This window comes from Pseudomonas monteilii NBRC 103158 = DSM 14164 (genome assembly GCF_000730605.1).
GTDB lineage: Bacteria > Pseudomonadota > Gammaproteobacteria > Pseudomonadales > Pseudomonadaceae > Aquipseudomonas > Aquipseudomonas monteilii.
In genome coordinates this window covers 1-25,876 of record NZ_BBIS01000060.1, presented here as the reverse complement: position 1 = coordinate 25,876, position 25,876 = coordinate 1, and the positions used below count along the sequence as shown (strand labels likewise).

Annotated in this window: 26 protein-coding genes and 1 other annotated feature; of the genes, 15 read left to right on the top strand and 11 right to left on the bottom strand. The window is 57.4% G+C overall.

The annotated features are described in order from the left end of the window. Positions 1-64: 64 nt before the first annotated feature. Complete coding sequence (locus PM2_RS26145; RefSeq protein WP_019097494.1) at positions 65-634, bottom strand: GNAT family N-acetyltransferase; 570 nt, start codon at positions 632-634, stop codon at positions 65-67. Positions 635-814: 180 nt separating this feature from the next. On the opposite strand from PM2_RS26145, the gene pmrG reads away from it, so the two are divergent. From pmrG to PM2_RS26130, 3 genes are all read left to right on the top strand, one after another. Beyond that, positions 815-1,501, top strand: coding sequence for a lipopolysaccharide core heptose(II)-phosphate phosphatase PmrG (gene pmrG, locus PM2_RS26140; protein ID WP_019097495.1), 687 nt, complete (start codon positions 815-817; stop codon positions 1,499-1,501). A gap of 38 nt (positions 1,502-1,539) precedes the next feature. Then, entirely contained in the window at positions 1,540-2,454 is a 915-nt protein-coding gene (locus tag PM2_RS26135) for a histone deacetylase family protein (RefSeq protein ID WP_016712131.1), read from the top strand. A gap of 148 nt (positions 2,455-2,602) precedes the next feature. After that, positions 2,603-3,844 carry a TIGR03862 family flavoprotein gene (locus tag PM2_RS26130; protein WP_016712132.1) on the top strand — a complete coding sequence of 414 codons (1,242 nt, stop codon included), beginning with the start codon at positions 2,603-2,605 and terminating at the stop codon, positions 3,842-3,844. A 35-nt stretch (positions 3,845-3,879) separates the two neighbouring features. Here PM2_RS26130 and rhlE1 read toward each other — a convergent pair whose 3' ends face one another. The 5 genes from rhlE1 to PM2_RS26105 all read right to left on the bottom strand — a co-directional run bounded on the left by rhlE1 (position 3,880) and on the right by PM2_RS26105 (position 8,244). Beyond that, entirely contained in the window at positions 3,880-5,211 is a 1,332-nt protein-coding gene (gene rhlE1 / locus PM2_RS26125) for an RNA helicase RhlE1 (protein WP_016712133.1), read from the bottom strand. 55 nt (positions 5,212-5,266) lie between these two features. Then, positions 5,267-6,187, bottom strand: a complete 921-nt coding sequence (gene yedA / locus PM2_RS26120; RefSeq protein ID WP_016712134.1) for a drug/metabolite exporter YedA — start codon at positions 6,185-6,187, stop codon at positions 5,267-5,269. Positions 6,188-6,313: 126 nt separating this feature from the next. Next, positions 6,314-6,919 carry a 3'-5' exonuclease gene (locus PM2_RS26115; RefSeq protein ID WP_028699929.1) on the bottom strand — a complete coding sequence of 202 codons (606 nt, stop codon included), beginning with the start codon at positions 6,917-6,919 and terminating at the stop codon, positions 6,314-6,316. 9 nt (positions 6,920-6,928) lie between these two features. After that, positions 6,929-7,420, bottom strand: coding sequence for an NYN domain-containing protein (locus PM2_RS26110; RefSeq protein WP_174442282.1), 492 nt, complete (start codon positions 7,418-7,420; stop codon positions 6,929-6,931). A gap of 65 nt (positions 7,421-7,485) precedes the next feature. Next, positions 7,486-8,244 carry a DUF2076 domain-containing protein gene (locus PM2_RS26105; RefSeq protein WP_028699931.1) on the bottom strand — a complete coding sequence of 253 codons (759 nt, stop codon included), beginning with the start codon at positions 8,242-8,244 and terminating at the stop codon, positions 7,486-7,488. Between the two features lie 167 nt (positions 8,245-8,411). On the opposite strand from PM2_RS26105, the gene PM2_RS26100 reads away from it, so the two are divergent. The 4 genes from PM2_RS26100 to PM2_RS26085 all read left to right on the top strand — a co-directional run bounded on the left by PM2_RS26100 (position 8,412) and on the right by PM2_RS26085 (position 13,453). Continuing rightward, entirely contained in the window at positions 8,412-9,068 is a 657-nt protein-coding gene (locus PM2_RS26100) for a YciC family protein (protein ID WP_016712138.1), read from the top strand. Between the two features lie 84 nt (positions 9,069-9,152). Then, positions 9,153-9,644: a hypothetical protein gene (locus PM2_RS26095; protein ID WP_016712139.1), complete on the top strand. Its 492-nt coding sequence runs from the start codon at positions 9,153-9,155 to the stop codon at positions 9,642-9,644. Between the two features lie 533 nt (positions 9,645-10,177). After that, a complete protein-coding gene (locus PM2_RS26090) occupies positions 10,178-10,972 on the top strand; it encodes a Hachiman antiphage defense system protein HamA (RefSeq protein ID WP_028699932.1) in 795 nt (264 codons plus the stop codon). Next, positions 10,973-13,453 carry a DEAD/DEAH box helicase gene (locus PM2_RS26085; RefSeq protein WP_028699933.1) on the top strand — a complete coding sequence of 827 codons (2,481 nt, stop codon included), beginning with the start codon at positions 10,973-10,975 and terminating at the stop codon, positions 13,451-13,453. An 88-nt stretch (positions 13,454-13,541) separates the two neighbouring features. Here PM2_RS26085 and PM2_RS26080 read toward each other — a convergent pair whose 3' ends face one another. Further along, entirely contained in the window at positions 13,542-14,453 is a 912-nt protein-coding gene (locus tag PM2_RS26080; protein ID WP_028699934.1) for a CAAX amino protease, read from the bottom strand. Between the two features lie 388 nt (positions 14,454-14,841). Here PM2_RS26080 and PM2_RS26075 point away from each other — a divergent pair, with 388 nt between their 5' ends. Then, positions 14,842-15,414, top strand: a complete 573-nt coding sequence (locus PM2_RS26075) for a hypothetical protein (RefSeq protein WP_028699935.1) — start codon at positions 14,842-14,844, stop codon at positions 15,412-15,414. Positions 15,415-15,500: 86 nt separating this feature from the next. After that, positions 15,501-16,622, top strand: a complete 1,122-nt coding sequence (locus PM2_RS26070; RefSeq protein ID WP_028699936.1) for a YiiX/YebB-like N1pC/P60 family cysteine hydrolase — start codon at positions 15,501-15,503, stop codon at positions 16,620-16,622. A 155-nt stretch (positions 16,623-16,777) separates the two neighbouring features. Here PM2_RS26070 and PM2_RS29570 read toward each other — a convergent pair whose 3' ends face one another. Continuing rightward, positions 16,778-17,632 (bottom strand): hypothetical protein, encoded by an 855-nt coding sequence (locus tag PM2_RS29570; protein ID WP_049275214.1) that lies wholly within the window; start codon positions 17,630-17,632, stop codon positions 16,778-16,780. Positions 17,633-17,813: 181 nt separating this feature from the next. Between PM2_RS29570 and PM2_RS30375 the strand changes: the two genes are divergently transcribed. Beyond that, positions 17,814-19,036, top strand: a protein-coding gene (locus PM2_RS30375; protein WP_154670344.1) for an IS3 family transposase whose coding sequence is annotated in 2 segments (ribosomal slippage) — positions 17,814-18,099 and positions 18,099-19,036 — 1,224 coding nt in all. Because the reading frame shifts where the segments join, the coding sequence is not laid out codon by codon here. After that, positions 18,092-18,208: a sequence feature (AL1L pseudoknot), on the top strand. (Overlaps the previous gene by 117 nt.) Position 19,037: 1 nt before the next feature. On the opposite strand, the gene PM2_RS26050 is transcribed toward PM2_RS30375, so the two are convergent. Further along, on the bottom strand, positions 19,038-19,346 hold the full coding sequence (locus tag PM2_RS26050; protein ID WP_028699939.1) for a hypothetical protein: 309 nt from the start codon (positions 19,344-19,346) through the stop codon (positions 19,038-19,040). A gap of 206 nt (positions 19,347-19,552) precedes the next feature. On the opposite strand from PM2_RS26050, the gene PM2_RS26045 reads away from it, so the two are divergent. The 3 genes from PM2_RS26045 to PM2_RS26035 are packed head-to-tail and all read left to right on the top strand — an operon-like array spanning position 19,553 to position 22,360. Beyond that, positions 19,553-20,755 carry a zinc-dependent alcohol dehydrogenase gene (locus PM2_RS26045; RefSeq protein ID WP_028697810.1) on the top strand — a complete coding sequence of 401 codons (1,203 nt, stop codon included), beginning with the start codon at positions 19,553-19,555 and terminating at the stop codon, positions 20,753-20,755. A gap of 13 nt (positions 20,756-20,768) precedes the next feature. Then, on the top strand, positions 20,769-21,002 hold the full coding sequence (locus PM2_RS26040) for a PLDc N-terminal domain-containing protein (RefSeq protein ID WP_028697811.1): 234 nt from the start codon (positions 20,769-20,771) through the stop codon (positions 21,000-21,002). Between the two features lie 32 nt (positions 21,003-21,034). Further along, the gene (locus PM2_RS26035) at positions 21,035-22,360 is read left to right on the top strand and encodes an SDR family oxidoreductase (RefSeq protein WP_028699940.1); all 1,326 of its coding nucleotides are present in this window, start codon (positions 21,035-21,037) and stop codon (positions 22,358-22,360) included. Positions 22,361-22,417: 57 nt separating this feature from the next. On the opposite strand, the gene PM2_RS26030 is transcribed toward PM2_RS26035, so the two are convergent. Next, entirely contained in the window at positions 22,418-22,696 is a 279-nt protein-coding gene (locus PM2_RS26030; protein ID WP_028697813.1) for a hypothetical protein, read from the bottom strand. A gap of 267 nt (positions 22,697-22,963) precedes the next feature. Here PM2_RS26030 and PM2_RS26025 point away from each other — a divergent pair, with 267 nt between their 5' ends. Next, positions 22,964-23,416, top strand: coding sequence for a response regulator (locus PM2_RS26025; protein ID WP_009681427.1), 453 nt, complete (start codon positions 22,964-22,966; stop codon positions 23,414-23,416). 136 nt (positions 23,417-23,552) lie between these two features. Then, positions 23,553-23,837, top strand: coding sequence for a con-10 family general stress protein (locus tag PM2_RS26020; RefSeq protein WP_028699941.1), 285 nt, complete (start codon positions 23,553-23,555; stop codon positions 23,835-23,837). Positions 23,838-24,213: 376 nt separating this feature from the next. Here PM2_RS26020 and PM2_RS26015 read toward each other — a convergent pair whose 3' ends face one another. Continuing rightward, positions 24,214-25,767 carry a sensor histidine kinase gene (locus PM2_RS26015; RefSeq protein WP_028697816.1) on the bottom strand — a complete coding sequence of 518 codons (1,554 nt, stop codon included), beginning with the start codon at positions 25,765-25,767 and terminating at the stop codon, positions 24,214-24,216. Positions 25,768-25,876 lie beyond the last annotated feature (109 nt).

Below are 25,876 nucleotides of genomic sequence, written 5' to 3'. Positions count from 1 at the left end.
CAGCGCTCTTTGATAAGGGCAAATGATACAGGGTTTGTCATTCGCGCCGGGCATGGCCGTGCATTCAGGCACGCAGGGTCTTTTCCCAGTGTGCGCGGTCGATGCGGTACAGCACATGCGGGCGCAGCGGGTGGCCCTCGGGCAGGCGGGGGTGTTCGAAGCTGCCGTTCAGGTCCTGCTGCATGCCAATGGCCTGCATCACCTTCTGCGACGGCAGGTTGCTCTCGCTAGTGAACGACACCACCTCTTCCAGGCGCAATTGGGCGAAAGCACAACGCAGGCAGGTCCACGCCGCCTCGCTGGCGAACCCCAGGCCCCAGTGCCGCCGTGCCAGGCGCCAGCCAATCTCCACAGCCGGCGCAAAATCGGCATCGAAGCCGACATGCAACAACCCGGTCATGCCGATGAACGCACCGCTGTCCTTGCGCTCCAGCGCCCATAAACCAAAACCGTACTCGTTGAAGTGCCCACGCACGCGGCCAATCAGTGCAGCCGCTTCAAGGCGCGTCAGCGGCGCCGGGAAGTAGCGCATTACCTGGGGGTCTGCACACAGCGCGGCGAACTCGCGCAGGTCGTCGTCATGCCATTGGCGCAGCACCAGCCGTGCGCTTTCCAGTTCAAGAATGGGGGTCATCGGGCCTGCTCCGGTTTTGCCGTGTTGCAGTTTACAGCGTAGGCGCGGGCGCAGGTTTCACCCAGCCGCCATCAGCCGAATGCAATTTTCACATGCCCTTCACTGCCTCCCGACAGGGTGCTTGGCAGGATGCCGCCATCACTGCCGCGCCAAGCGCGGCCATGCCAAATGGAGCAACGCATGCTATCGAGCAATACCCTGGGGCACCCTGCCATCCACGCCCGGCGCAAGCGACGCCTGTCCCGCAAAGCCCTCGGTGCCGCCCTTGGCCTGTGCATGGTCGTGGCGGCGTTGACCACCTGGCTGGCGACGAGGACGCATATCGTGGACCTTGGCAACGAGCAACAACTGAGTGACAGCGGCCTGCTGCAGGATTGGGCCGATGGCGCAGTGATCGTGATGATCCGCCACGCCGAACGCTGCGACAGCGCGCCCGGCCCCTGCCTGGACGACCCCACCGGTATCACCGTGGCCGGCAGCCAGGCCGCTGGCCGCGTTGGCCAGGGGCTGCACCAGTTGGGCCTGGACAATGCCGACCTGCTCAGCAGCCCGAAACTGCGTACCCGGCAAACCGCGCACTTCATCCTCGGCCAGGCGGTGGCCAGCGAGGACTGGCTGGAAGGTTGCGACAAGCAATTCGCCAGTGAGGCATTGGCCCATAAACGGCCCGGGCATAACCTGGTGCTGGTAACCCACAACGGCTGCATCGACCATTTCGCCCGCCAGCAGAACGTTGTGGGGGGCGAGCGTGAAAGCGGCTATGCCAGCGCCCTGTTCGTGTCGGTGGATGGCAACGGCAAGGCGCGTATCCTCGGGCGCCTTAACGAGCCGGACTGGCAACGCGTATTGGCCAGCGCAGGGCGATAACTGGCAAGATCAGCACTGGCCCCGATTGCGAACACCCCATGCCGCTGCCGCTGATCTACCACGAAGACTACAGCCCGGAGTTCCCCGCCGAACACCGCTTCCCGATGGACAAGTTCCGCCTGCTGCACGACCACCTGGTCGACAGCGGGCTGACCACTGATCAGGCCCTGCTGCGCCCGGACATCTGCCCCAACGACATCCTCGCCCTGGCCCACGACCGCAGCTACATCGAACGCTACATGAACGGCGAACTGTCCCGCGAGGACCAGCGCCGCCTCGGCCTGCCCTGGAGCGAAGCCCTGGCCCGGCGCACCGTACGCGCCGTAGGTGGCTCGCTGCTGACCGCCGAAATGGCGCTGCAGCACGGCATCGCCTGCCACCTCGCTGGCGGCACCCACCACGCCCATTACGACCACCCCGCCGGCTTCTGCATTTTCAACGACCTGGCCGTGATCAGCCGCTACCTGCTGGAGGCTGGCCGGGTACACCGGGTGCTGATCTTCGACTGCGATGTGCACCAGGGCGACGGCACCGCACGCATTCTGCACGACACACCCGAGGCTATCACCGTGTCGCTGCATTGCGAACAAAACTTCCCGGCGCGCAAGGCACAAAGCGATTGGGACATCCCCCTGCCACGCGGCATGGGCGACGCAGCCTACCTGAAGGTGGTGGACGACGCCCTCAACTACCTGCTGCCCCTCTACCAACCCGACCTGGTGTTGTATGACGCTGGCGTCGATGTGCACAAGGACGACGCGCTGGGTTACCTGCAACTGACCGACGCTGGCGTTGCTGCCCGTGACGAAGCAGTGCTGCGCCATTGCCTGGGCCGCGATATCCCGGTGGTGGGTGTGATCGGCGGCGGCTACAGCAAGGACCGCGAGGCCTTGGCCAGGCGCCACGGCATTCTTCACCACAGCGCTGCACGGGTCATCGGTTGTTCACAATGACTGTGGAACCGCTTGTGGATAACCTGCGGGAAAGGCGCTGTAGCCCTTTGCGGGCAAGGCCTGCAGGATACTGATTGTTTTTTGACCAGTGCTTCCATGGGCAGCGCTGCGCTAGAATGCGCCTCTTTTCCACAGCCTGCTGCCCACCATGCCCGATCTCAACCCCGCCCCCTCTCCCCTCGCTGTCGTCATCGGTGGCGGCCCTGCCGGCCTGATGGCCGCAGAAGCACTGGCCCACGCGGGCCTGGCGGTCGAGGTGTTCGATGCCATGCCTTCCGTGGGCCGCAAGTTCCTGCTGGCGGGTGTTGGCGGCATGAACATCACCCACTCCGAGCCCTACCCGGCCTTCGTTGCCCGCTATGCCGGGCGTCAGGGCGAAATCGATGCGCTGCTGCGCGACTTCGATGCCGACGCCTTGCGCCAGTGGATTCACGGTTTGGGCATCGAGACCTTCGTCGGCACCTCGGGCCGGGTGTTCCCCACCGACATGAAAGCCGCGCCACTGCTGCGTGCCTGGCTCAAGCGCCTGCGCGACGCCGGGGTAGTTATCCACACCCGACACCGCTGGCTGGGCTGGGACGCGGATGGCGCCTTGCGGATTGCTTATCCACAGGGCGAGCGTGCGGTGAAGGCTGCGGTCGTAGTGCTGGCGCTGGGCGGTGGCAGCTGGGCGCGATTGGGCTCCGACGGCAGCTGGCAAGCGCTGCTGGCCGAACGGGCTGTGGATATCTCGCCTTTGCAGCCGAGTAACTGCGGTTTTGAAGTTGAGGGCTGGAGCGCACTGCTCAAGGACAAGTTCGCGGGCGCACCGCTGAAGAACATTGCCCTCAGCGTTCCGGGCAACGCACCGCGCAAGGGCGAGTTCATCCTCACCGTGCAAGGGGTGGAGGGCAGCCTGGTATATGCCTGGTCGGCATTGGTGCGCGAGGCCATCAATCGCGAAGGCCGTGGGCTGCTGTTGCTCGACCTGCTGCCGGACAAGCCTGTGGACAAGATTGCCCAGGCACTGGCCAAGCCACGCGGCTCGCGCTCCATGGCCAAACACTTGCACAGCCAGTTGGGGATTGACGGAGTGAAGGCTGCGTTGCTGCGCGAGCTGACCGATCAGGCGACCTTTGCCGACCCGCAGGCGCTGGCTCAGGCGATCAAGGCATTGCCGATCACACTGGTGCGTACGCGGCCGCTGGATGAAGCGATCAGCAGTGCTGGCGGGGTGCGCTTCGAGGGGCTGGATGAAGGGTTGATGGTCAAGGGCATGCCGGGGGTGTTCTGTGCCGGCGAGATGCTGGACTGGGAGGCGCCGACCGGGGGGTATTTGCTGACGGCGTGCTTTGCCAGCGGCTTGCGCGCCGGGCGGGCGGCGGCGGATTGGCTGGCGCGGGATTCCTGATAGATTGCCGGGGCCGCAAAGCGGCCCCAAAAATCTCAAGGCTTACGCTTACGCGGCCCACCATTGAAGCTTGGCACCTTGCGCACCGCCTTGACCGCCGGCTCTGCATTACCCGCTTCAGTGCTATCCATCCAGCGCCCCAGCCCACGCTTGGCGCTGTTCTCTTTCGGCTTCTTGGGCTTCTTCGGCTTCTTGATCACCTGGCCCGTGGCATCGGTCATCGGCACCCGGTGATCGGGGATGAAGTCCGGCTCTTCATGGCGCGGCAGTGTCTGGCGAGTCAGCACTTCGATGGCCGCCAGCAATTGCACTTCATCCGCGCACACCAGCGAAATCGCCTCGCCCTTGTTGCCGGCTCGCCCGGTACGGCCGATGCGGTGCACGTAGTCCTCGGCCACGATCGGCAAGTCGAGGTTGACCACCAACGGAAGATCATCGATGTCCAGGCCACGGGCCGCCACGTCGGTCGCCACCAGTACCTGCACCTCGCGGGCCTTGAAGCTGTCCAGCGCGCGCTGGCGGGTGGCTTGCGGCCTGTCACCGTGGATACCATCGGCATTCACACCCTCAGCCAGCAAGCGCTCAACCAGCTGGTCAACGCCATTGCGGGTCTTGGCAAATACCAGGACCTGCTTCCAGCGCTGTTTGCGCAGCAGGTGGCAGAACAGGTCGACCTTGCGCTTTTTATCCACAGGCACCAGCCACTGCTTGACGCTGGCGGCCGTGGCATTGCGCGGGCTCACTTCGATGCTGAGCGGGTCATTCAGCGCCAGCCCCGCCAGCATGCGGATCTGGTCAGAGAAGGTCGCGGAAAACAGCAAGGTCTGGCGCTTGCGTGGCAGCGCGGCGTACACCGATTGCAGTTCTTCGGCAAAGCCCAGGTCGAGCATGCGGTCGGCTTCATCCAGCACCAGCGTTTGCACCTGGTTGAACTTCACCGCGTTTTGCCGGAACAGGTCGAGCAAGCGGCCCGGGGTGGCCACCAGCAGGTCGACGCCACGGCGCAGGCGCATCATCTGCGGGTTGATGCTGACCCCGCCGTACACCGCGTAAGTGCTCAGCGGCAGGTTCTCGGCGTACTCGCGCACGTTGTTGTGTACCTGCTCGGCCAGCTCGCGGGTGGGCACCAGCACCAGCGCACGGATCGAGTTGCTGGCCACTTTCTCACCCTCCAGCGCCAGGCGCTGCAGCACAGGCAAGGCAAAGCCCGCAGTCTTGCCGGTGCCGGTCTGGGCTGCGGCCATCAGGTCGCGGCCAGCCAGCACGGCAGGGATAGCCTTGGCCTGCACCGGGGTCGGGGTGGTGTAGTCCAGCTGCTGCAGCGTGCGCAGCAGCGGTTCGATCAGGCCGAGTTTGGCGAAATTCATGGCAATACCGTCAGGGGGTTCAGCGAAGGCGGCAAGTTTACCGCATCGCCCCTGCCTACTTGCAGATTTCGCCTTTCAACGGCTGAGGGGGCTGGGGCGCCTTGCGCCACTGTGGCAGGCCGATCAGCACCACCGCACCGATGATCACTGCCATGGCCACGCACTCTTCGGCACCAATCTGTTCACCGGCAAAGACAATGCCCAGCAACACCGCCACTGCCGGGTTGACGTAGGCATAGCTGGTGGCGGCAGCCGGGCGCACATGCTTGAGCAGGTACATGTAGGCACTGAACGCCAGGATCGAGCCGAAGAACACCAGGTAGGCCAACGCCCCCCAACCTGCTGCGGTCGGCATCTGCGTCATGCGCTCGCCCGACAGCACGCTGCCCAGCAACAGCACCGCACCACCCACCAGCATTTCCGCAGCACTGGCCATCGGCCCCTGGGGCAACGGCAAGGTCTTGCTCCACACCGAGCCGAATGCCCACGACGCCGCCGCGAAAATGATCAGCGCCGCACCAATCGGGCTCGCCTGCAGGTTGGACCCCATGTTCAGCATGCCGATGCCCACCAGACCCAAAGCGATGCCCGCCCACTCCAGCTTCGAATTACGGTGCCCGAACAACAGGCCAAACAGCAAAGTGAACAACGGCACTGTCGCCACTGCCAGCGCCGCCACACCCGACGCCACCCCAGCGTGTTCGGCCACGGTCACACCGCCGTTGCCACAACTGAGCAGCAGAAAGCCGATCGCCCCCGCTGCCCGCCATTGCGGCCAGGTCGGTGCCGGCACGCCACGCCAGCGCAAAAAGCCGTACAGCAGGCCCCCGGCAATCAGGAAGCGCACGCCGGCCATGAGCATCGGTGGCCAGCTCTCCACGCCGATGCGAATGAACAGGTAGGTAGACCCCCAGACCAGGTACAAGGCCAGGAAAGCACCAATGAGCAACAGCGGGAAACGACGGGCGGCAGGCATGGGAAAAACTCGAAATCCGTTTACGGGTGACTCAGTTTAACGGCCTGCCTGGGTGAAGATACGTTACAGAACCGGCGCAAATGAGCGGCACACTTTTGGTGCGTTCGGTTTGGGTGGTGGGGAGCCTTAACGGTATTTGGCCAAGGTTTCGCGAATCTTCGCGGCGGGCACTTTCTGCAAGCGGCACAGGAAGTCGTGTGAAAGTTGCTGGATACCATGGGCCTGACGCAGTTCACCGGCCAGGTGTTGCAACAGGTTGGCCGCCATCTCGGCATCGGCCATGGCCCGGTGCGCGGTACCGGTGTCCGGCAGCCCGGCCCAGCGGGTCAGGGTGCCCAGCTTGTGGTTCGGCGCCATTGGCAGCAGGCGCCGCGACAGCAGCAGGGAGCAGGCGAAAGACTGCCTGCGGCTGCGGCCAATGCGGCTCAGTTCGTAATCCCAGAACTTTTGGTCGAACGCCGCATTGTGTGCCAGCAGCGGGGTGTCGCCGACAAACTCGGCCACTTCGTTCATTACCTTGTCCACCGGCGGCGCGCTGCGCAGCATGGCGGTGGTGATCCCGGTCAACCCGGCAACGAAGGCCGGTACCGGCACGCCCGCGTTCATCAGGCTCTGGTAGCGCTCGACGATGCGCCCGCCCTCCAGCATCACCACCGCCACTTCGGTGGCACGGCAACCTGCACTGGGGGTGATACCGGTGGTTTCAAAGTCGATGACAGCAATACGTTCCATGCAAGGGCCTCAATGTTTGAGCAATAGCTTACCCTCGATGGGCACATAACGGGTGGCAGCACGGATCAGCGACAAGGCGGTGAGCCCAGGCACGCCATATACCACGGCCTCGGTACCATGGCGCTGGATTACCCGCTCCAGCAGCAAGTCGAAATCGCCATCACCAGAGGCCAGCACCACCTGGTCGACCCGGCTGGCTGCATCGATTACATCCAGCGTGATACCCACATCCCAGTCACCTTTGGCCGAACCGTCACTGCGCTGGATGAAGGGTTTGAGGCGCACATCAAAACCGAGGTTGCGCAAGATCTGCTGGAACTGCTGTTGCTTGCTATCGCCACGGTCGATGGCATAGGCCACGGCTTCGACGATCTGGCCTTCACGGCTGACGTCGGACCACAACGCGGTGTAGTTGAAATGGCAGCCGTGAGCCTGGCGCACGGTGTAGTAGAGGTTCTGCACATCGGCGAACAGCGCGATCTTTTTCACCTTGAACCTCATGGTCGGCCAGAAATACAGAGGGCTGCAAAGCAGCCCCCAGAAATGCCAGCAGTATGCCAGACCTGTCAGACGTACGAATCGTCGTCCGAGAAGAACCCGCCATCATCGCTGCCGTAATCGGTGTCGGCATAACCACCTTGGTCATTGCCCCAACCATCGTTGTCAGCCACTTGCTGCTGCCCGCCCTGGTCGTTCCAGCCGCCGCTGTCGCTGGCCGGTGTCGGCTCTTCCTTGATCACCTCGACCACCTCTTGCGGCTGCGAGTTGTGGCTGAACAGGCTGCTGATGCCCTGCGCCAGCAACACACCGCCGGCTACCCCTGCTGCGGTCTGCATGGCGCCACCCAGAAAGCTGCTGGCACCACTGCGCGCTGGCCCCGCGCCAAAGCCGGGCTGTTGCGCTTGCGGCTGGGAGAAGCCAGGTGCCGACGGCTCGCGCCAGCCACCACCGGACGCTACAGGCGGCGCCGAAGGGCGCTGAGGCTGCACAGCCGGGGCCGCGTTACGCCCACCCGAACCAAAGATGCTGGACAGGAAACCACCACCGCCATTGCTTGGCGCACTGGTGGCGGCTTGTGCGGCCTGGGCCTGAGCCCGGGCCTGCTGCAACTCGGCTTCCAGTTGCTTGTTCTGCTCGTCGAGGCGCTTGATTGCCGCCTCCTGCACCAGGATGGCCTGGGCCATGTAGTAAGGCGCCGCCGGCTGCTGGCGCAGGTGTTGCTCGATACACGCCTGGGCCTGCGCGTCACGCGGTTGGCTCGGGTCTTCGGCTTGCTTGATGCGGCTGAACAGGCCGTCGATCAGGGTTTGTTCTTCAGTGTTCATGGGGCGACCTCGTGGGGTAGCGGGACAACGGACAGCGTCAAAGATGGGGCGTACCGGCGCGGGATTCAATCACCGCTGCGGTGAAACTTTTTTCAGCAAGTGACAGCCGCAAGCCCGCTTTGGGCTAAAGTTAGGCCCCTGTTTTAACTGCCATGCGATGTTGACTGATGAATCCGCTGAGCGTTCTGCGCGACTCCCTGTACTTCTTCCGCCGCCACCTGCCGAACATCCTCCAGCTGTGCCTGCCGCTGGTGGTGCTGGAAGCCCTGCTCACCCAACTGCTGTACCGGCAGCTGGGCGACCAGGCATCACCGGCCTACGGCATGCTGGTCAGCCTGCTGTTCTACCCGCTGTACAGCGCCGCGCTGATCCTTTACCTGCACACCCGCAGCAACGGCCAGGACATCGCCAAGCGCGATCTGTTCGCCCGCGCCCTGCAACTGTGGCCGCAGCTGGCCCTGCTGATCCTCATCAGCTCACTGCTGATCATGGCGGGCCTGGCGCTGTTCATCTTCCCGGGCGTGTGGATCATGATCAACCTGGTGTTCGCCGAGTACCTGCTGGTACTTCGCGGCCGCCCCGTGGTACAGGCGATGCGCGAAAGCGCAGCCATGACCACCGGGCACTTCATGCGCATCATGATCTGCGTGGTGGCCGTGCTGGCACCGATCTGGCTGATCGACGGGCTGCTGCTGATGGCCTTCCCCGAGCCATCGCCCGGCATGGAGCTGGCCATGGACAGCCTCAGTGGCTTCCTGCAGCTGTTCAGCACTGTGGTGTTGTACCGCCTGTTCATGCTGCTGGAGAGCGAAGCCAGCACTTGAACCAACAAGGGAAGGCTTTCGATCTGCTGTGGTCTGCGCACTTGGCATTAGGGTGCCCCCTCAATGCCAATCGAGGAGCACACCATGAACGAAGCCATTCAAACCGGGTTTGCCAGATCGTTTCGCGGCAAGCTGTACGTGCGCGGCGCCAAAGGCAACATCCCGCTGCGCCTGAGCCGCAGCACCGACAAGTTCAGTTGGGGCGTCACCCCTGAGGATGACTGGTTGCAGGCCGGCGGCAACCACGACTCGCCGACGATGGACTTTCATTACCAGTCAGGCAGCGAAAACCGCCTGCACTACCACATCAGCATTCCAGGGCGCCCAGAGACCAAAAAGCTGGGTGTAAGCCTCAATGGCTACCTGGGTTTCTACTGGTTTGCCCAAGTCACCGACGACTGGAAAATCGAACCGCTGCAATTGACCGAGGAAGGCCTGGTTTGCCATCTGCGCGACCATCGAGGCTACCGGGTGGGGGGCATCATGGATGAACCCCACATCAACGGAGACCTTGTGGCGCTGCTGAACGTAGAGCAAGGTGTGGTACTTACGTTCCTTCTCAAACCGATTGGCTGACCGCAGTCAACCAGGCCTTCAGGTTCCGCGAGGCTTGGCCCGCGCGGTGGCCTCGGCCACCAGCGGGTCATCTGGCCAATAATGCCCCGCATCGCAACTGCGATGCATAGATTGACACGCTCAAACCAGCAGAAAACCTGGGTTTCTCCCGCATACCCATTGACGGTGATTGACTGTCAATGGATTCGCCCTGGATTGACGCTTCTGCAGGTATTTTGAGGACATATTGACAGCCAAAATGTGCGCAGACTGCATCCAGCTCCACAACGATTGACACCCCGCGCCCCTCACCCTAAAACGGTAATCCACGCTAAGTTTGGGAGCGGGAAAATCTCGGGGTGTGAAAGACACCTCTCGCTATACTTCCTACTAAATGGCACAGTGCCTCCATGGCATTGATTGCCGTGAATTGCCTCTCTGATCGCGAGCGCAGACGCTCACCGGGGAGCTGATTCTTCTGCCAGATCCTCGAGTCCTGTCGCCTACGGCGATGGGGAAAGCAAAGGCTGCGGCCCCTTTGGAAAGATCGTGTTATGGATGGCGTAATTTTCAAGCAAACCGGTCAGTACGCAGTGTGCTGTGTTGAAAACTTTTCTGATGAGCTAAAGACCACGATACGAGACAACCTAACGCGTATCTGCCATGGCGCCGATCTCGCCAGCCGCAGCTCAATCATGTTCAAGTATGCAGCCACCCTCAAATCATTCTGGGATCGCTATTCGACTAAAGAAGATAAGACGCGAATTGGTATGCTTGGAGAACTCCTGGCACACGTGATCATTCTTAAAAAGCTCGATAGCTTCGATGTCATTTCCCCGCTCTTCAACATGGAAGAAAAACACATCAGGAAAGGCTTTGACCTCGTCCTGTACGAATCCGCTTCGAATGAAGTGTGGATCACCGAGGTAAAGTCGGGCGGAGCAGGCACAAGAACCTCTTGCGCAGCTACTAGCGCATTGCTGGCCAAGGCTCGAGATGACTTAAAGGGCCGACTTGCCGAGGCCGAGACGAACCATTGGCACAACGCGATCAATGCCGCCCAGAAATCAATCAATGAAAGTAAAGGCTACAAAGAATCAGTTCTTGAGATTCTAGGTCTAGAGGGTGACAACGCCTACCTGAACACTGCTGTTGCCTCAGACAACAATGTCGTTCTGGTATCTGCGCTATTCAACGATGCGACGCGAAAAGTAGAAGAGAAGACAGTCGAACATTTCACAAACAAGCTGATAGCCAACCCGATATTCAAAACCGTTCTAGTGCTATCGCTTCAGAAAGGAACGCTTCAGAAGCTAGAAGACTTCCTTCGCACAGAGGCAGGATGCTAAATGCAAGAGCTCACCATCAAGGAGTTAGCAAAAACCCGTTTCAAAGACATTTACATGAACCTTCTGCGCGGTCATGAAATGTCCGATGGGGAAACTGTAAAACTTCTCGCTATCGCTGTATTACTACTTAATCACAGCGCGGCAGAAATTAAGCGCCTAGGTTATCGAATCACCCTGCTTTATGGAAACCTTACTGGCCGATACGAGCCTCTTTACGACGTAGCCGTGAACAGCGGGCTTCTCCCAGTTTCTGCCGTTATCGGAAAGTCGTTTGAGCAAGATGAACGGCTGAGCAACTCTTTTATCCAGAACATCGTAAGTAGCTACGTAGATACCTTCCGCGATCAAGAGATGGTGCTTACAGAGCAGCAGGACACCTTGAGAACTTTCGTACAAGCTGAGTATGAAAATTCATCAGTTGTAGTAGCTCCGACCTCTTACGGCAAATCAGAGCTGATCATTAAGTCCGTTAGAGACAACCCTGAAAAACGTGTACTCATTCTTGTACCCTCAAAAGCCTTACTGGCTCAGACAAAAAAGCGGTTGATTTATGCTGACATCAACGACATGGGCAAAGTCATCACGCACCCCGAGATGTATTCTCCTGAGCGAAACTGCCGCGTTTTTGTACTGACTCAAGAACGACTGAATCGCATGCTTAACGAGCATAGTTATTTAAAATTCGACATGGTGTTCGTGGACGAGGCGCACAACCTCCTCCAGGGCGATAGCCGCAACGAACTATTGGCCACGATGCTATGTATTTTGGGAGCTCGCAACCCCGACACTTCCTTCAAGTTTCTAACTCCATTCCTTTGCAATGAGCTTAATGTTCGTGTTCGCTACTTGGACATGACACCGAAGGGATTCAGGATTGATGAGTATATAAAATCCGAGCGTTTCCTTGTTAGGGACTTCAGAACCGGAAAGGATGATGGAAAGCTTAAGCTCTATGATCATTTCCTTAACCACTGGATTGACTTAGATCGCAAGCACAAGAACTGCTTTGACCTTATTAAAAATGAATCCCTTGCCAAGAACATTATCTACGGAAACACGAAAAAACGGATCGAGCAATTTGCGCTCGAACTAGCCGAGAGCTTGCCAAACATTGAATGCCCACTGGTTCAAACAGCTTGCGACGAACTCGAGGAAACGTTCGACAAGCGCTATCGGCTCATCGCTTGCCTACGAAAGGGTGTGATGTACCATCACGGTTCAATCCCAGATACCATCCGTCTTTATCTTGAAAATCTGTTCAATAAGTCCAAGGCGATGAAATACCTGGTATGCAACTCAACGTTGCTTGAAGGAGTAAATTTACCAATCGAGCGACTGTTTATATTTGACTACTCCAAAGGAATAGGAAACCTGACGTCATCACAGTTCAAAAATTTGATTGGTCGGGTAAACAGATTTAGTGAGGTATTTGACCCCAAGGCGGGTTCTGCGCTGCAAAAGCTTGAATCCAGCATTTACCTTTTGGGTGTTGATGAATACACCCACAAGAGAGCGAACCTCAAGACGTTCTACGAAAATTCCGTAAACGTCTCGAAAGAAGACGAAGACACGGTCAACAATGTTCTCCTCGAAGCAGCTGACATAAGTGATGACAAGGCCGCCCTACGCCACAAGGACGCGGTATCAAGGCTTGAAAACCTTCAGCCAGGCGTTGTCACTGGCGAAGAATGCAAATATGTAAAGACAGAGGTTGGCCGCTTAATGATCGCCAACAGCGTCAGCGAAATCGACGTATTTGCCTCAGAAGAAGACGTGGACGAAGCCATTAGCCTATCACTCGAGGCGAATGGGCCAATCAATACCGCCGACCGGCTCTTAACCGACATCAAGACTTGCTTCATCGAAAAGTTTCATGCAGGAACAAAAAATAGCGACATGCTGCGCCTAAAAAATCAGGCAGCGTTGGACTTTTACGCAATGTTCCTGGATTGGAAACTAAAAAAACGCACTACAAAACAAATCATCAGACACACGTTAAAATACTGGGAAGATCTCCCCCAAACGAAAGGCACTGACTATGTATACGTGTCCAGCTGGGGCGACACCAAGTACAAAAATAGCCATAGTGCTCACTATGTAAGAATTTCACGAAAGAACGACGTAGAACGAGTCAATCTCGCAATCGTAAGGCTCAAAGACGAAGACGACTTTTTTGACAACAAAATCTTCAGATTCCTTGAGATCCTCAATGGAGTGGGCGCCGTAGAGCCTAGCTTCTACAAGCGAGTGAAGTACGGTACCGACGATGAATCAAAAATCAAATTGATTCGCGAGGGGTATAGTCGCGGATTATCCGAACTGTTGCTTGATCGATACCCTCGGTATGTGCGCATGAATGCGAATGGTGAGATCGAGGTCAGCTCCCATGTAATCGGGCTGATGAGACGGAACGAAGAAAGTGACCTGCTGATCTTTGAAGCCCAGCTGAACTTGAAACCTGTGCCAGAGCAGTCGGCGTAGCTCCACAGAGAGCTGAAGGATGATGCCCGCTGGCCTGGTTGATACCGGGAGGGCGGGCAGGACTCGGAGGCGGCCAGCAGAACACCTATCAGTCAGCCTGAAGGGTATAGACCGCCTTCCGCTTTCCATATAACGCGATTTTCATAACCTCATTTCCAGCGCTTGCAGCCTCTGCAACCTTGATGAGCTTGACCATGCTGTTGACCGTGCTCGTCTTGGACTGGTACTTGAACCGTTCGATTTCGGCCACGGAGCAGGCACGGTAGGCCGTTCGGATCACCCCGGATCTCTCTAGAAGGTCGATCTTTTCGGGCGAAATCCATGAGATCAGCTCAGTGATTTTGCTGATTTTCTCGTGCAGGTGGGCCACTGCTTGGTGTTCATCATTGACGTTGAAGCGCTTCCAAGCGGGTTCGTGGTGGAACACTCGATTTCGGAACTTCCGTACCGGCGCAACCTGATCCTTGCACCCGGCCAGCATGGCGCTCGCCTGACTCGTTGGCCACTGGCCCTTGAAAACCCGCCCAAGATTCTTCGGCCAGATAAGGTTGTTACCCATATATTCGTTGTCCAGAACGAATTCCCACGTGGAAAATTCCGTTTTGGATACGACCTCTTGGTGGTCTGGCTGCCCACTGACCTGCCGGCTTTTGCGCTCGTACCAGGCGGTGTTGAAGGCTGACCCGAAATTTTTAGTCAGTTTCGCGACCGCATCGGGCACCTGGCCTCCGGGAGTAAAGCTCTTGTACTTAAGCGTCTTTGCCTTCCACCAAAATTTCCCAAGATCAGCCGTCAGGGCGGTGTCAATCGAGTTCCGTAACGTGACCTCCGCCGCGCTGAGCAGGGGGTAGAGAACCCCACAAACGTGCGAGTTCCACAGGTAGGCCCCCACTAGCTCAGCGTCATTGCTGGTCGAAAATACCTTGCTGTAACTGGCGATTCGGTGAGAGCTGATGAGGTGGTCGATCAGCTGGGGTCTATACTGGATGGTGTGAGGCATGCTCGGCTTCCTACTGGCCAGGTGCCTGTATAAAGGGGGTTGACATCAGTGTCAACCGCTCGTAGGATTGAGAAACGGTTGGCATTGAGCTCCAATGAGCGAAAGCTTACGACTCCTTGCAAAGACCACGAAACACCCGCCCCGGCCTCGAGCCGGGGTTTTCGTTTCTGGAATATAAGTACTCATTTCACCCCCTCGTACACGTCGCCTCCCCCGTTATCATCCCGCTTCCAAACCGCCATTCCTGCACCTAAAAAGCGCCCTAAATCGTTCACGTATTCCTTGCTAGTCAGCCGTTAGGCTACCATCGACCTGCCACCATATAGCCATCACTTCGTAACGCTCGTTTAGGCCTTCAGGCTCAGAACTGGTTGATCAGAGGGAACTCATGCCGAACATTTGGCTCAAGCTGTCGGGCGTTCTCGGAGCCTGGTTCGTCTCCGCGGTTGTCCTGCTCATTGCTCCGATCCTGTTCTTTCCCTTCACTCTTATTGGCTGGCTGGCATTCGGATTTGCTTCGCCGGCAGCCGTCTACTTCTTCATCTACGACAAAGATCACATGGCCGTCGTAGGCGTGCTCCTGATGCTGCTCCTGGCTTGGAAGGAGGGCTTCAAGGCATCGCTGAGCGACGCTGCTGCCTTGGCAAAATACGAATACGAGACGGATAACCCAGGATGGCTCGAGCGCTACTACCTTCGTCGAAACCGAGACCTGGTCGAGGCCTACTGGCGGGTCTACAACTTCGAGGTGGCAGAGGACTCGCTGGAGGAGTACCTGAAGAAATACATGCCTGAGGTTTACAGGCACCACACACAGGGGCTGTCATTCCTGCCCGATTGGCCGATCTTTCAGCATGTCAGTGGACACGTTCGAAGCGGTCACATCCGAAACACCCGCAATGGCCCCGTGGCGGTGAGATCGCACCATGTCTCCGGCCATACCAGGACTAGGCGCCGATGAGCCGCAGGCGGCAGAAATGCCAATCGTGGCCTTCGTCACTACCCCTCAATTAAAATCATATTTGAGAACTAGAAGAAGGACTTTCGATGTCTTCCAATAAATTCATCCTAGAGCGTTCACTGCTCCGCCGTGCCGATATCCTTCTGACCGGTGATAAGAGCCTCACCAGTCTGGGGATCCGAGCCGCCACCGCAAGCAGATACTCTCATGCTGCCCTTTACATCGGAGGAACCACAATCGAAGCTACTCTCGATGGTGTGTTTTCCAAAAGTCCACAGCGCCTGATCTTTGACAAAGCAACTGATATTCTTGTACTACGCGCCAAACGGCCACTTTCCGAAGAAGAGGTAAACGCTATATGCGACTATGCACAATCGAAGGTTGGAAGTCTTTACTCGGTCAATGAGGCAATCACGGTAAGAGCGAGATCGCTACTGCGGCACAAGGAAAGTGAACGACAGTTCTGTTCTCGCTTGGTAGCTAAGTCCTTTGAACACGCAAACTTCAATCTCATCAATTTGAGAAATCCCGCGTTCTGCACTCCGAGACAACTCTCGCTGTGTCAAGCCTTTGAGCCCGTTCCAGGGGTGGTTAGGCCTGCTAGCGAAGCAGAGGTTACCTTCGCGATGACGGAGGATCCAAACCAGACGCATCAGCGGCAAACCTATGACTGGCTAGGCAAGGTCAGACATCTAGTAGGTGAGAATGAGGAACTGGCTAAAAAATGGGATATCCAAGCGCTTGATGATGTCAACAGCTTCCTGCTTGCTCACCCAGAGTACGACCAACAAATATCTGAATTCATGCAGAGCAGCGGTTATCTTGAATTCTACAAAATAGAATCAATAAACAACCCGCATCGATACAGCAGCAAACTCCTCATACATCAACTTAGGCAAATTGAAGATCCTGGCGACTATATCGACGACGAGCTTGAAAAGGAGCCTGGCCTTTTCCGAAGGTTTGGAACAATGCAATATCAGCTTTCGCAGCTATATAAAGAAAAAAATCTTAATTTTTTCTGGCTACAGATAAGACTCTACAACAATATGCTTAAGGAAATCCTTATCCGAGTATCGGTAATTCGGGACACTTACCTTAGTCTTAGAATGCCGGAAGAGGCCCAAAATCTGAATTCAACCATTGAGACCGTTGCATCTGTGGTTCGCCAAGGGCAAGAGTTGTTGGATGGACATCGCCCAATCTGAATAAGATCACAGGGGTTGCGCTGATAGGGATGCTACGAAAGCAGACACTTGGATGCGCCACCTATCAGCATGTAGCCTCTACACGAATGCCGATGGGGTGACGCCGCCCTTCCGAGAACCTGGAATCGCCAAAAGGAATGGCAGCCTATTTATCCTCAGCGCTTAACTTTAGCAAGCGTATCTACGACTTTTTCCAAGAGCTCAAGTTCACCCTTCTCCAGCTTTCTGGCTTCAAGGATCTCTGTAGACTGATCTTTCTCAAGTGCGGAAATCTTTGAGAAATAGCAGTCGCTTTTCAGAAGCTCCATCAAATTGATCTTCGGCTCGGATTCAGCTGAGAGTATGAGCAGCGCGCTGACTTCCTCCCGCCTTCTTGCGATCGACTCGTAATACCTAAACTCATCCATAGCCGATCGATACTGCCTCAAGAAAAAGAAAGCAACAAACTCAATAAAGAATAGTATCCCGAACTTTGGCGCCAAAAGCAGCAGCTTATCGATCAGCTGACCCGGCTCATTTAAAACGGGCGTCTGGATATAGAAAAAAGCAAGGCCGGAAAATGCCACCAATATACCGAGAAGTAGATATACGCCAGCACGCCCATAAATGCTTCTGGCCAAATTGCGGGAATTTTCAGCCTGATCAAACAGGAGATCCGCTCCGCTTGCAACGCGAGAACGCTTTGCATGGCTACCGTCTAAACCATCCCCAACCCTTGGTGGGACATTATGTTCTAGACTGGCAGATGCCTGATGGAAAGCCTTACCTTTCAGCAAAAACTCCAAAGGAAAGCTTGAGAATATTTGCCTAAAGAATATTGGAAAAAGGATAAATAGCGTAGAAACAATAATTAATCCAAAATTTTCCTGAAGAGAATAATCAATAGCTCTGTACCCGTAAACATATGTCTGACGGAAGAACAAAAGTAATGGCACAACCATCCAGATAAGCATCTCGACAGACTGCGGAGGCGACCAAAGAAATTTTAGAAATTTAACCGGCTTATTCATTCACACTGGCTCAGACAATGAAAGCACTAAATATCCTCAAAGGGATCAATATCCTCAAAGGGATCCTCTAGCGTATTTGATAAGTAATTTCACGATCATAGCTTAATGACATCATCGCAGACAATCTATTCTGAATAGCCCCGGGTTTCGTGGAGGCCTCAACTCTTGAGAAGATGAGGCCATGAGAAAGACTACGACCTGCTCCCCTGAAGTCCGTGAACGTGCCGTGCGCATGTTTCTGGAACACCTGAATGACTACCCCTCCGAGTGGGCGGCCATTGAGGCCATTGCCCCGAAGATTGGCTGTGCCGCGCAAACCCTGCATGGCTGGATTCGTCGCCAGCAGACAGATGTGGGGCAGCGCCCCGGTCAGACTAGTGAAGAGCGTGAGCGCATCAAGGCCCTGGAGCGAGAGAATCGCGAGCTGCGCAAAGCCAACGAGATCCTGCGCCTGGCCAGTGCGTATTTTGCCCAGGCGGAGCTCGACCGCCGCACCAAGTCCTGAGGGCATTCGTCGATCAGCATCGTGACCGTCTCGGGGTCGAGTCGATTTACCGTGTCTTGCAAATCGCCCCGTCCGGTTACCGCAGGCACGCGGCACAGCAACGCAACCCGGCACTACGCTGCTGCCGTGCTAAGCGTGATGACGCGTTGACCCTGGAAGTCCAGCGGGTGTGGGACACCAACATGCAGTGCTATGGCGCAGTGAAAGTCTGGAAGCAACTCAGGCGAGAAGGTATCGAGGCGGCCAGATGTACGGTAGAGCGGTTGATGCGTCGGGCTGGATTGCAGGGCATCAGGCGCGGCCAGATCCTGCGCACAACGGTGGCCGGCGACAAGTCGCTCTGCCTGCTGGATCGCGTGCAGCGCCAATTCCATGCCGACCGCCCAAATCAGCTGTGGGTATCGGACTTCACGTATGTGTCGACCTGGCAGGGCTGGCTGTATGTGGCGTTCGTGATCGACGTCTTTGCACGCCGTATCGTCGGCTGGCGAGTCAGTACCAGCATGAAGACCGACTTCGTGCTGGATGCCCTGGAGCAAGCCCTGTATGCCCGCCAGCCACATCGTACGGGTGGCCTGATCCATCACAGCGACCGTGGCAGCCAGTACGTCTCGATCCGCTATACCGAGCGACTGGCAGAGGCCGGCATTGAACCTTCAGTTGGCAGCAAGGGCGACAGCTATGACAACGCCCTGGCTGAGACTATCAACGGGCTGTACAAGGCCGAGCTGATCTACCGCCAGTCGTGGAAGAGCCGCGAGGCTGTTGAGATGGCGACCTTGAAATGGGTGCACTGGTACAACCACCAGCGGTTGCTGAGCTCAATCGGCTATATCCCGCCTGCGGAGGCTGAGGCAAACTTCCACCAGCAACAAGCAGGTCAGGCCATTGCGGCCTGACTTAAACGAAACGGCCTCCACGAAACCCGGGGCGATTCAGGTTGTATTTTTCAAGGCTGGAGGCACCGGGATTGGTGGCCGTATCGGGCTCGATGACGACCTTGCCCAAAATCACCTCAACGAGCGTGGCCAGGGTTTTGCGCTGAGCCTTGGCTTCAGCAGTGAGGATCTGAACGGCCATGGTTTCACGCAGATCCGGGAGTGCTTCGCCAGCCTCCAATGCCTCCGCTTCTGTAAGCGCTTGTACCTGCTCAAGCACTTCAGGTCGTGAGGCAGCGAACACCATGAATGCCAACATCGTGTCGTCCATCGCCCCGCCCCTCGTTTAATCGGCCTGGCTCTTGTGGCACGGGCTCAGATCGTTCGATACCGGTGTGATCAGGAATGTTCAGCTTGAAATGGTGGCGTCGAGAATGAGTTTTAAGTACCACCGGACTTGTTGGGCTGAACTTTGCCATCTGTCCTGGCTTCCCCTGCATACCTACCACGGAAAAACGCCTGCAGGAGCTTACCCTCATGAGAGCGCTCACCTACCACGGAGCACACGACGTCAGGGTCGATAACGTCCCCGATCCCATCATCGAGCACGAAGACGACATCATCCTCAGGGTCACCGCCACGGCCATTTGTGGCTCTGACCTGCACCTCTACCGAGGCAAAATTCCAGAAACCGAAGCGGGTGATATCTTCGGCCATGAGTTCATGGGCATCGTCGAAGATACTGGCAGTGCCGTCACCAATCTGCAGATCGGCGACCGCGTAGTGATTCCCTTTGTGATCGCTTGCGGCAGTTGCTTCTTCTGTCAGCACGATCTGTTTGCTGCCTGTGAAACCACCAACACAGGTCGTGGTGCGATCATCAACAAGAAGGGGATTCCCCCAGGCGCCGCGCTGTTTGGATATAGCCATCTCTATGGCGGTATCCCTGGCGGCCAGGCGGATTACGTGAGGGTGCCCAAGGGCAACGTCGGCCCGTTCAAAGTGCCCACCGAGCTGGCCGATGACAAGGTACTGTTTCTCTCGGACATCCTGCCGACCGCGTGGCAGGCGGTCATCAATGCCGAAATAGGCCAAGGGTCATCGGTGGCGATCTACGGCGCCGGGCCGGTGGGCTTGCTGAGCGCCGCCTGTGCGCGAATGCTCGGTGCCCAGACCATCTTCATGGTCGATGACAACGGCTACCGCCTGGCTTACGCCCGCGAGGCTTACGGCGTCATACCCATCAACTTCGAGCAGGACGACGATCCAGCCGACAGCATCATCCGTCAGACTCCAGGCATGCGCGGGGTCGATGCGGTGATCGATGCGGTCGGATTCGAGGCCAAAGGCAGCACTGCCGAAACGGTAATGACGGCGCTGAAGATCGAAGGCAGCAGCGGCAAGGCGCTGCGCCAGAGCATTGCTGCAGTGCGTCGTGGTGGCGTTGTCAGCGTCCCCGGTGTGTACGCCGGCTTCATCCACGCGTTCATGTTCGGCGATGCCTTCGACAAAGGCCTTACCTTCAAGATGGGCCAGACCCATGTGCAGAAATATTTGCCTGAACTTCTTGAACACATCGAGGCAGGACGCCTGCAACCAGAGCTGATCGTCACCCACCGCCTGGCCCTCGAAGAAGCGGCCATGGGCTACAAAATGTTCGATCAGAAGCAGGACAACTGTCGCAAGGTCATCCTCGTGCCAGGCGCGGCAGCGGGCGCCTTGGGCCCTGACTTCGTGTAGAGGAGTCAAGCACATGAACGGTATCGCCAGCTACTTCTGGATTGCCGTCGCGGCAATCCTTTTACTGATCGATCTGTGGGCCATCGTCAGCGTCTTCAGAAGCGACAAGTCAGATGCAGTCAAAGCGGCCTGGGCTCTGCTGATACTCGCGCTACCGCTGGTTGGCCTGGGTATCTGGGGCGTTGCCGGCCCGCGAGGCATCAAGCGAGGCACCGGGCCCACTTCCGATGAGCACAGCAAAGGCTGACATTTCCGAGCTCCACTTACAGGGGTTTCAACATGATCAATCAAGCGACAGGCATGAAATCAGGCAAACGCTATCGCGTGGAAAACGTGGAGCGCGCTCATCAGTTCCCCGGCTTCTTTCAAGACGGGAAGTATTATCTCGGCCCTGAGCTTCTCACCGCCGTGGGCTGGCTCGAAGGTACGCGCTTCATCTACGACAGCCTGGATGCCGAAGGTGAGCCCGTATTTCCAAACCGGGAGGCAGGCACGGTGGAAGGGCTGACGTTGACCCTGATCGATGGCACCTCTCTTGAGCTCTCGCGGATCGAGGCCAGCGAAACCGTTGCCCCCCTTGACCCCAGCGCCTCGGGTGCGCAACGAGAAGCGCCTGTCCGTGGCGCTCCGCTCAAAGGGCCTCTGCGCGGCAAGGTCGTGGTCATCACCGGCGCATCCAGCGGCATAGGCCGAGCAGCCGCGCATGCCTTTGCGTGCAAAGGTGCTCGCCTGGTACTCGCCGCACGCGACGAAGAGGCGTTGTTCGACGTACTGGATGAATGCACCGATTGCGGTACGGACGCCATAGCGATCACGACCGACGTTACCCACAGCGACCAGGTTCAAGCGCTTGCCGTTCAGGCCGCAGACTTTGGACATGGACGGATCGATATCTGGGTCAACAATGCCGGGGTCGGCGCGGTCGGCAATTTCGAAGAAACGCCGTTGGAGGCGCACGAGCAGGTCATCCAGACTGACCTGATCGGTTACCTGCGAGGTGCCTACGTCGCCCTTCCCTACTTCAAGGCTCAGGGTAACGGCACGCTCATCAACACGCTGTCGCTGGGCAGCTGGGTGGCCCAGCCCTACGCCGCCGCTTATTCGGCGAGCAAATTCGGCTTACGTGGACTGACCGAGGCATTGCGAGGCGAGCTGACTGAATATCCCAACATCCATGTCTGCGATATCTATCCAGCAGTCATGGACACACCTGGCTTCCGAGACGGCGGCAACTACACAGGGCACGCGCTGACACCACCAGGCCCCATATACGATCCCGAAATGGTGGCGAAGGCTATGGTGGCCTGCGCAATCTCGCCTCGTGCTCACACCACGGTTGGCGCTGCGGCGCGCCTCGCGCATTTGGCCAGCTACCTGATACCAGGCCTGCCTCTGTTGTCAGGAAGGCTGTCGCGCTGGGGGATAAATCGCAGCCCCATAGCCGAAGCATCATCAGGCAACCTCTTTGAGCCTCCAAGTGGCGGGAGGGGTATCGAAGGAGGTTGGAGGAAGCCAAAAGATAAAACGCCCCTGCTGATCGGCGCAGCGGCGCTGGGAATCCTTGTGGGTTTTACACTCACACATTCACGACGCAGGGATAGATAGAGAAGATCTGCTTACAGAGGAATGAGCGTGGTTTCATTGCGAGATCACGTTCGATCCCTACTCTGCTGACGAGCTCGTGGGTTTAACCGGGTGATAGTCCTCCCCTGCTACCGCTCTCAGGTAAGCAACGTCAGCCTCCAGACGAAGATCGCGCCATTCCTGCCAGCAGATAATCCCTCGACGATCCATCTCATCGGCCTGGCGAAGCAGTTCCTCGTGATAGTCGTCAGGCGAGTCCATGCGCAATGCCCTGTCTTCAAGCATCCGATACCAAACCGCCAAACAATTGAGCTTCAGCAATTGGGCGGCAGACAGGTTTTTCTCGAGCGTTCGCATCAGGAGGCCTCATACGCTGATGGAGGGTTGAGTCACGCAGATTGCAGAGGTTCAGTAGGGCGGTGTCAGCGGCATGGATGCGTCCAGATGGTCGCCCCCGTTATAGATCCGCTCACGGATGGGAATGTATGGCACTGACTCAAGCTGGAGTGAATTTCTTGAACGCTAGCGATGTCGTAGTGATGGCGCGCTGCTACGTCTTGCTGGAAGAAAGCAAGCAGACCTGGATGTCCCTCCCTTCCTGCAGCCGCATGTCCGAGTACACATATGAAAGAGCTGCTTTCCGCTGCGAAGATAATTCGCCCAACTGTTCTCATCGTTGAGGACGAACCCATGATTCGAGAGCTTTTGACCCTGTACCTGGAAGAATGGGGGGCCATGGTGACAGCGGTGGCGACTGCCGATGACGGTAATGAGGCGTTGAGGAAGCAAGATTGGACGCTGCTGATAACGGATGTACAAACGCCTGGTTTACTCAATGGGGTTGATCTTGCCTGGATGGCAAGCCAGCAAAAACCTCAGACGCGCATCATTGTCATGAGCGGATACTACGAATTTGCAGGGAGAGTGTTGCCGCCAGGTGCGGAGTTCCTTCCTAAGCCGTGGCCAATAACCCAGCTCCAGGAACTGCTCTGCGCTCAGCTGAACCACGCCGACGGGGGTGGGAGGTCGGCGTCTGCCAAGCTTGATCTTTCCCAAACGTTCGCGAACAAAGCTTAAGGACGCCACACACGCCTGCACCGGTTCTTTCGCGCAACCCGTCGGCCTTGGCCAAAACCCACTGAGTAAACACCCCGCCCCAGGACGTCCGAGTTGAACACAGACTTTCCTGTGTGACGACATGAGGTGAAAGATCATGGCTAACAACCAAACCAATCGTGGCCATCAAGGTGGTACTGCTCAGAACAATCCTGGCAATTTTGCCAATGATCGCGAGAAAGCGTCGGAGGCAGGTCGCAAAGGCGGGCAGAGCTCAGGCGGCAACTTTGCCAACGACCGTGAGCGTGCCTCGGAGGCTGGCCGTAAAGGCGGGCAGAGCTCAGGCGGCAACTTTGCCAACGACCGTGAGCGTGCCTCGGAGGCTGGCCGTAAAGGCGGGCAAAACAGCCACGGCGGCGGTCGCGGTAGCGAGAACCGTTAACTTGAAATGAGCCAGGCCGGGGTGCATGGCACTCTGGCCACTTTTAGAGAAAATGAAAGCGGTGTTAAGAAGACAGCGAAATGGGCAACAAGGGTTTGCCTCTCGCTCGAAGACGACCACCAACGAACACCAGCGCCAATGACGCTGCCGCTAGCAACAGGCTCACCCCTAGCATCTCGCTAGTGAGGTTGTGAAACCCTGAAACCGCAACGCCGATTATGGCTAACATTCCTGAAAGCCCAGCGTAACCTACCGCAGTCATCAGCCATCCCCAGTTACGCATACCCTACTCCTCCAATGATGATCCCAGGTCTCGAATCAGCCTCATTACGACCATACGCATTTGGCTAAGTGCCATCGGTGTGTGCAGGCGCGCCTAAAGTTTGAAGCGTACATGGATACAGCTTTTACTATCCTGCCGATCAACCTCCACTGCCGCGCTACCGTAACCGGAATAGCTTTTGACCAATCGCATGCCAAGCCCCGTACCTGTCGGCTTTGGATAATTATCAGGGAAGCCGTCGCCCTCATCCCTGACGGTGAGTAGCGCATGGTCGCCGGCATGCTTGACGGCCACCTCAATGTTGCCCTTACCATACTTGAGGGCATTGGTGATCAGTTCAGAAATTACCAGTCCCAGGGGCGCCATTCTTTCTGAAGGCAATACGAACTCGTCAGCGTCCAGCACAATTTTGCGCTCGGCTAAGGCTCTGCCCAGATCCCCCAACAGAGCAGTGAGGTAATCACGCGCACGAAGTTCTTGATCTTCGGCAGCCTGGTACAGCCGCTCGTGAACCGTGGCAATGGTCACTACTCGGCCTGCAGCGGTTTCAAGCTGCAATTTAACCGCTGCATCGGGCGTGAGATTGGCCTGTAGCAACAGCAGTGTGTTTACCAGGTGAAGGCTGTTCTTGACGCGATGGTGGATCTCTTCGAGATAGAGGTCGCTTCGGTTCTGCTTGCTATTCTGAGCCTCGATGAGCGACAGCAATTGAGCCTCATATTGATGACGCTCGGTGATATCTCGCGATACGGCAATCATTCGCTCGACCTTGCCGTCCGCTCCGAGGATCGGCGCCACCGTCACGTCCCACCATTTGGGTTCATCGGGAGCGATTGGGCAGTACGATTCGAACCTCATGGTTTCGCCAGCGCTGACTTTAGCTACCGCCTCCCAAACAAATGATCGCGACTCCTCAGGCCACAAGTCATACCATCGCTGACCTTTAACAGTGGTCAGTTGGGTATCCAGGAATGTCAGCCCGGCTTCATTCATGAACTCGATCTCGCCGTTCGGGGCCAAGATATCCACCCAGTCAGGGCTTGCGTTCAGAATGGTCTCGGAATAAGGGTCGGGAACTGGAACATCCACGCCTGCAGATATTCTTTCGACAGCCATGGAAATGACGTTCGAGATGCCTTCCAGAAATACCAGATCGCTCTCTACAAAATCGTCCCCGTTGCTGCTGTCGGCTTCCAGTACACCAAACGGGCTGAGCAAACCCCGGATCGGGACATTGATGGCCCGCTCGATTCCATATTTTTTCAGCAGTTCCGGCGTTCGAAAGCGGTTTTCCATACCCAAATGATTCGAGAGTACGGGCCTGTAGGTGGCCAATGCATAGCCTGCGGGACTAGCCACATCGCCGCCCACGGTTGCCCGCCCGATGTCAGAAGCATCCCAGCCAACGCCGTGGGTCAGAACAAACCCTTCCCCTTCCCCGTCCTCTGCTGGCTGGAGCACCTTGGAAAAACGAGTGCTCATCCCTTCAGCGACTACTTCACATGCACGGGTCAGCAACAGATCCAAGTCCGCAGCCTTCAGGGACATTACGCCAAACTCGACCACGAGCTCATGTTGGCGGTGCAAGCGCGCATGAGTCTTCTTCAATGCCGCTCGGATGGTTTCGTCCACTGGTAGCTGCTGCATAGTCTTCCCTTCCGCAATAACGGGAAACGCCCAGAATCCTTTCAGAGCGTACAGTCGTTTCGCTTACCGCTTTCCTACCATAGCCGCTAATTCATGACGGCGCCTAGGG

What these genes read in the sequence shown, in the direction of transcription:
- PM2_RS26145 (WP_019097494.1), bottom strand. Translation starts at nt 634, where the DNA reads ATGACCCCCATTCTTGAACTGGAAAGCGCACGGCTGGTGCTGCGCCAA.
- pmrG (WP_019097495.1), top strand. Translation starts at nt 815, where the DNA reads ATGCTATCGAGCAATACCCTGGGGCACCCTGCCATCCACGCCCGGCGC.
- PM2_RS26135 (WP_016712131.1), top strand. Translation starts at nt 1,540, where the DNA reads ATGCCGCTGCCGCTGATCTACCACGAAGACTACAGCCCGGAGTTCCCC.
- PM2_RS26130 (WP_016712132.1), top strand. Translation starts at nt 2,603, where the DNA reads ATGCCCGATCTCAACCCCGCCCCCTCTCCCCTCGCTGTCGTCATCGGT.
- rhlE1 (WP_016712133.1), bottom strand. Translation starts at nt 5,211, where the DNA reads ATGAATTTCGCCAAACTCGGCCTGATCGAACCGCTGCTGCGCACGCTG.
- yedA (WP_016712134.1), bottom strand. Translation starts at nt 6,187, where the DNA reads ATGCCTGCCGCCCGTCGTTTCCCGCTGTTGCTCATTGGTGCTTTCCTG.
- PM2_RS26115 (WP_028699929.1), bottom strand. Translation starts at nt 6,919, where the DNA reads ATGGAACGTATTGCTGTCATCGACTTTGAAACCACCGGTATCACCCCC.
- PM2_RS26110 (WP_174442282.1), bottom strand. Translation starts at nt 7,420, where the DNA reads ATGAGGTTCAAGGTGAAAAAGATCGCGCTGTTCGCCGATGTGCAGAAC.
- PM2_RS26105 (WP_028699931.1), bottom strand. Translation starts at nt 8,244, where the DNA reads ATGAACACTGAAGAACAAACCCTGATCGACGGCCTGTTCAGCCGCATC.
- PM2_RS26100 (WP_016712138.1), top strand. Translation starts at nt 8,412, where the DNA reads ATGAATCCGCTGAGCGTTCTGCGCGACTCCCTGTACTTCTTCCGCCGC.
- PM2_RS26095 (WP_016712139.1), top strand. Translation starts at nt 9,153, where the DNA reads ATGAACGAAGCCATTCAAACCGGGTTTGCCAGATCGTTTCGCGGCAAG.
- PM2_RS26090 (WP_028699932.1), top strand. Translation starts at nt 10,178, where the DNA reads ATGGATGGCGTAATTTTCAAGCAAACCGGTCAGTACGCAGTGTGCTGT.
- PM2_RS26085 (WP_028699933.1), top strand. Translation starts at nt 10,973, where the DNA reads ATGCAAGAGCTCACCATCAAGGAGTTAGCAAAAACCCGTTTCAAAGAC.
- PM2_RS26080 (WP_028699934.1), bottom strand. Translation starts at nt 14,453, where the DNA reads ATGCCTCACACCATCCAGTATAGACCCCAGCTGATCGACCACCTCATC.
- PM2_RS26075 (WP_028699935.1), top strand. Translation starts at nt 14,842, where the DNA reads ATGCCGAACATTTGGCTCAAGCTGTCGGGCGTTCTCGGAGCCTGGTTC.
- PM2_RS26070 (WP_028699936.1), top strand. Translation starts at nt 15,501, where the DNA reads ATGTCTTCCAATAAATTCATCCTAGAGCGTTCACTGCTCCGCCGTGCC.
- PM2_RS29570 (WP_049275214.1), bottom strand. Translation starts at nt 17,632, where the DNA reads ATGAATAAGCCGGTTAAATTTCTAAAATTTCTTTGGTCGCCTCCGCAG.
- PM2_RS26050 (WP_028699939.1), bottom strand. Translation starts at nt 19,346, where the DNA reads ATGGACGACACGATGTTGGCATTCATGGTGTTCGCTGCCTCACGACCT.
- PM2_RS26045 (WP_028697810.1), top strand. Translation starts at nt 19,553, where the DNA reads ATGAGAGCGCTCACCTACCACGGAGCACACGACGTCAGGGTCGATAAC.
- PM2_RS26040 (WP_028697811.1), top strand. Translation starts at nt 20,769, where the DNA reads ATGAACGGTATCGCCAGCTACTTCTGGATTGCCGTCGCGGCAATCCTT.
- PM2_RS26035 (WP_028699940.1), top strand. Translation starts at nt 21,035, where the DNA reads ATGATCAATCAAGCGACAGGCATGAAATCAGGCAAACGCTATCGCGTG.
- PM2_RS26030 (WP_028697813.1), bottom strand. Translation starts at nt 22,696, where the DNA reads ATGCGAACGCTCGAGAAAAACCTGTCTGCCGCCCAATTGCTGAAGCTC.
- PM2_RS26025 (WP_009681427.1), top strand. Translation starts at nt 22,964, where the DNA reads ATGAAAGAGCTGCTTTCCGCTGCGAAGATAATTCGCCCAACTGTTCTC.
- PM2_RS26020 (WP_028699941.1), top strand. Translation starts at nt 23,553, where the DNA reads ATGGCTAACAACCAAACCAATCGTGGCCATCAAGGTGGTACTGCTCAG.
- PM2_RS26015 (WP_028697816.1), bottom strand. Translation starts at nt 25,767, where the DNA reads ATGCAGCAGCTACCAGTGGACGAAACCATCCGAGCGGCATTGAAGAAG.